The organism is Actinocrinis sp., assembly GCF_035946395.1.
Taxonomy (GTDB): Bacteria; Actinomycetota; Actinomycetes; order Streptomycetales; family Catenulisporaceae; genus Actinocrinis.
Genome location: NZ_DASYZI010000293.1, coordinates 1 through 4,491, shown reverse-complemented (window position 1 = coordinate 4,491; position 4,491 = coordinate 1). Strand labels below are relative to the sequence as shown.

At 68.0% G+C, this 4,491-nt stretch carries 3 protein-coding genes and 1 pseudogene; 2 read left to right on the top strand and 2 right to left on the bottom strand.

Annotated features, from left to right (window positions below; all coding sequences use genetic code 11):
• Positions 1–356 precede the first annotated feature (356 nt).
• On the top strand, positions 357–1,811 hold the full coding sequence (locus VGS97_RS17840) for a PKD domain-containing protein (protein WP_326854698.1): 1,455 nt from the start codon (positions 357–359) through the stop codon (positions 1,809–1,811).
• 105 nt (positions 1,812–1,916) lie between these two features.
• Here VGS97_RS17840 and VGS97_RS17835 read toward each other — a convergent pair.
• A pseudogene (locus VGS97_RS17835) lies at positions 1,917–2,111 on the bottom strand (GNAT family N-acetyltransferase); the annotation flags it as partial.
• Positions 2,112–2,182: 71 nt separating this feature from the next.
• The gene (locus tag VGS97_RS17830; protein ID WP_326854696.1) at positions 2,183–2,527 is read right to left on the bottom strand and encodes a hypothetical protein; all 345 of its coding nucleotides are present in this window, start codon (positions 2,525–2,527) and stop codon (positions 2,183–2,185) included.
• A 166-nt stretch (positions 2,528–2,693) separates the two neighbouring features.
• Here VGS97_RS17830 and VGS97_RS17825 point away from each other — a divergent pair.
• The coding region (locus VGS97_RS17825; protein WP_326854695.1) for a glycoside hydrolase family 15 protein at positions 2,694–4,491 on the top strand (1,798 nt) is incomplete at its 3' end.

Genomic DNA, 4,491 nt, shown 5'->3' with positions numbered 1-4,491 from the left:
TGTCATGTTCAAAATTGAGCATCTCCTTTTTTTGGGGGCTCGCGGATTCGGGCCTGAACCACTGTCGCCCCGATCAATAACTGACAGTAGCCGGCCTTCGGCCCGCAGGATGCGACCTATTCCGGAGCTGTAGTCCGCTGTGGTATGGTCCTCGGCGCGGGCTGCCCGGCCCGCCTGGGAACTGAGGTAATCCGGCCCGGAAAGCGGGACGGGCGGGAGGACGACACGTGCGTATCCGTCTACCGGGGACTGTCCTGGTCGCGTGCGCCGCCATTGCGCTCGCCGTTCCCCTGGCCATGCCGATGAGCACCGCTGTAGCCGCATCGCGGCCGGCGTCACGTGCGTCGGCCCACCCCATGGCCTACGTTCCGCTCCGGGGAGCGAAGGGAACCGGCTTCGACCGGGTCTTCACCAACATGGACTACAACGGCGGCCCGGTGATGCCGTCGAACACCGACTACATGGTGCTCTGGAGCCCGACAGGCGTGTCTGCGTACCAGGCGGGCTATGTCTCAGGTCTCAGGACCTTCTTCAGGGACCTGGCCCACGACAGTGGCGGCCATCAGAACGTGGACTCGGTGTCGGCCCAGTACAACGACCTGACAGGAGCGTTCGCGCGGTACCAGACGACCTTCGGCGGTGCGCTGGTCGACACCGATTCGTATCCCGCAACCGAGTGCCCGGCGGCCGCGCCGGTGACCGCGTGCCTGACCGACGCCCAGATCCAGGCAGAGCTCGAGCACTTCGTCGCCTCCCGTGGCCTGAAGACCGACCTCAGCCACGAGTACTTCCTGCTCACGCCCCCGCATGTGGAGACCTGCTTCAGCAATGACCCGAACGCGACTCCACCGTTCGGCGGCTGCTCAGCGGGTGAGCCCTCCAACCTTGCGTTCTTCTGCGCGTACCACGAGAACAGCAGCCTGTCGCCGTTGCTGATCTATGCCGATGACCCGTTCGACGCCACCAACCCCTTGTGTGAGGACGGGAACAATCCCACCGGCAGCATCGCCGGAGGCGAGATCAACGGCGGGCTCAGCCACGAGCAGAACGAATCGGTCAGCGATCCGCTGCCCAACGACGCCTGGACCAACGGCGCCGGGGCCCTCCAAGGGTCCGAGATCGGCGATCAGTGCGTCGGCATGTTCGGCACCCCGCTGGGGACGCACAACGGCGCCAAGTTCAACCAGGTGATCAATGGCCACTTCTACTGGTTCCAGGAGGAGTGGAGCAATCAGACCCATTCGTGCCTGCAGCGGCTCACGCCGGCTAGGGCACGACCGCACGCAAAGTTCAGGGTCACCGCGGGCTCCGGGCTGACCCTCAACTTCGACGCCCGCGGTTCGAGCGCACCGGGCGGTGTTGCTGAATACGTCTGGCAGTTCAACGACGCCTTCGGCGCGCAGACGATCGAGCAGACGACGCCGACGATCTCGCACACCTTCCCGTCGGCGGGCGCGTACTCCGTTGGCCTGACCATCATGGCCAACGACGGCACGTCCACGGGCAACGGCGGCATCGTGACCACAGGTCAGAGCGGGATCACCCCCGGCTTCAGCTTCGGACCGAAGCACGCGCCGGCAGGACAGCCGGTGAGCTTCTCCGCGCTGGGCACTGTCAGCGCGCAGCCGGTGATGACATATCTGTGGGAATTCGGCGACGGCACCACCGGTTCGGGCCAGTCTCCGACGCACGTGTACCGCCATCCGGGACGGTACACCGTCACGCTGGTGATGTTCAGCGGCGTCGGATCGGCGTTCCCCGGAGCCGGTGCCGGCCCCGTGTCCACGAAGTCACTGACGGTGACCGGGTAGCCAAAGCGGAACCAGGTCGAGCAGGCGGCGAGGGCAGCCGGGGGATAACCGACTGCTGCTCCGCACTCACGCCAGGGCCAAGCCGCGGTGCATGCACACCCGGGGCTACCGGTCGGGCCCGAGCGAGGCTTCCCGCTCGCGGATCGCCCGCAGGCCGGGGGTGAGCTCGGCGTCGTCAAGGACCCTGAACCCGCACCTGACGTAGTAGGGAGCGTTCCACGGCACATGGGCGAACGTGGTCAGCGTCAGTGCGGGAAGACCGTCAGCCGCTGCCAGGCTCGCGGCGTGGTCCAGCAGCTTCTGTGACGCGGGCCGCGCGGATACGCACCAGTTCATTGTCGCCGGCCGGGTCATCGGCGCCCTCCGCGGTGCTACATCTGGTGGGAGAAGGCGGTGATGACCGAGTTGGCCTGGGCCTGGCTGATGGTGTGGTTCTTGACCAGCGGGCCTAGCACCGTGTCAAGCGTGCTCCGCCAGTGGCCACGCACGTAGGTGACGAGTGCGTTGCGGATGGCGATGGCCTGCGCCTTCGTGATCGTGCCGTTGGCGACCAGTGACCCGAGCGGGCCATGGCCGGGCGTCCCGGAGGTGCTGGACGCCACGGCGGCTGTGCTCGCGGCCGCCGCCGGTGCGCCGGCAACGGCCGCGGCGGTCGTGGCTCCCCCGCCCGCCAGGAAGCTGACGGCGGCCAAGCCTGCCAGCAGTTTCTTGTTCATGGTGTCCCCCCTGCGCTTGGCTATCTTCCCGTTCTACCTCTGCTCGCGGGGGCAAGTGAATGCCTGCAACGGGGGGACTTACCGGTGCAAGCCGGGCGCTACGACAGGGAACGGCGCTCCGGTTCGCCGCTCGTTAACCGCCGCCGACGCCGGGAAGGACACATGCATGAGCGGCAGGCAACAACCGGGCACCGCATCTCGCTACCTGCCGATCGCCGACCACGGGCTGATCGGCGACCTGCGCACGGTGGCCCTGGTCGGCACCGACGGCACCATTGACTGGTACTGCTGCCCGTGCTTCGATGCCCCCAGCGTGTTCGCCTCGATCCTCGACGCGGACCGGGGCGGGTCGTTCGAACTGGCCGCCGACGCGCCGGCGAAGACCAGTCAGTTCTACTTCCCCGACACCAACGTGCTCATCACCCGGTTCTTCACCGAGGACGGCGTGGGTGAAGTCCAGGACTTCATGCCGATCATCGGCGAACCCGGCGAGGCCGGCCGGCACCGCCTGATCCGGCGCGTCCTGTGCGTGCGCGGATCGATCCCCTTCCGGGCGCGGGTGGCTCCCCGGTTCGACTACGCCAGGCAGCCGCACACCATCCGGCGGCACGCCGGCCAGATCGTCTTCGAGTCCGCCGGCCTTGCGCTCGCGCTGACCGCCACGGTGCCGGTCGACCACGACGCACAGGACGCGACCACGTCGTTCAAGCTCCTGGAGGGGGAGTCCGCGGTGTTCGCGCTCGACCAGGTCGGCGATGACATCGCGCCGCGCTCCTGCCCGCACGCCGAGGCCGAACAGCAGTTCACCGCCACGGTGGCGTTCTGGCGGCGATGGCTGTCCGCGTCCCGCTACCGTGGCCGGTGGCGGGAGACCGTGCACCGCTCCGCGCTGACCCTCAAGCTGCTCACCTACGCGCCCACCGGAACGATCGTGGCCGCGCCGACGACGAGCCTGCCCGAGCAGATCGGCGGCGAGCGCAACTGGGACTACCGGTACCTGTGGATCCGCGACGCCGCCTTCTGCGTCTACGCGCTGCTGCGGCTGGGCTTCGCCGGGGAGGCCGAGGCCTTCATAGCGTTCCTGGCCAAGCACGTCACCCGGCGCGGGGGCGGCCCCTCGGGCCCGCTGCAGATCATGTACGGCATCGACGGACGTACCGAACTGCCCGAAGCCGAGCTGACCCAGCTGGAGGGCTACCAGGCATCCGCCCCGGTGCGCACCGGAAACGCCGCCGCCGGACAGCTCCAGCTCGACATATACGGGGCACTGATGGACTCGGTCTACCTCTACGACAAGTGGGGGCAGCCCATCTCCAGCGACTACTGGGACGAGCTCTGCGTCCTGGTGGACTGGGTCTGTGATCACTGGGACCAGCCCGACGAGGGGATCTGGGAGACCCGCGGCGGGCGCAAGAACTTCCTGTACTCCCGCGTGATGTGCTGGGTGGCGATCGAACGCGCCATGCGGATGGCGCGGCGCCGCGGCCTGCCCGCCGACCTCGTGCGCTGGGGGCAGGCCCGGGACGCGATCTACCGGAAGATCATGCAACGCGGCTGGTCTGCCACCCGGCGGGCGTTCATCCAGCACTTCGACGGCGACGTTCTTGACGCCTCCGTCCTGATCATGCCCCTGGTCAAGTTCGTCTCCCCGACCGACCCGAAATGGCTTGCCACGCTGGACGCGCTCACCGCGGATCTGGTGTCCGACTCGCTGGTCTACCGCTACGACCCGCAAGCCAGCCCGGACGGCCTTCGCGGCGAGGAGGGCACGTTCTCGATCTGCTCGTTCTGGTACGTCGAGGCGCTCACCCGCGCCGGGCGACTTGACGAGGCACGGCTGGCCTTCGAGAAGATGCTCACCTACGCCAACCACCTGGGCCTGTACGCCGAGCAGATCAGCCGTACCGGCGAGCAACAGGGCAACTTCCCGCAGGCCTTCACCCACCTGGCACTGATCAGCGCCG

What these genes read in the sequence shown, in the direction of transcription:
- VGS97_RS17830 (WP_326854696.1), bottom strand. Translation starts at nt 2,527, where the DNA reads ATGAACAAGAAACTGCTGGCAGGCTTGGCCGCCGTCAGCTTCCTGGCG.
- VGS97_RS17840 (WP_326854698.1), top strand. Translation starts at nt 357, where the DNA reads ATGGCCTACGTTCCGCTCCGGGGAGCGAAGGGAACCGGCTTCGACCGG.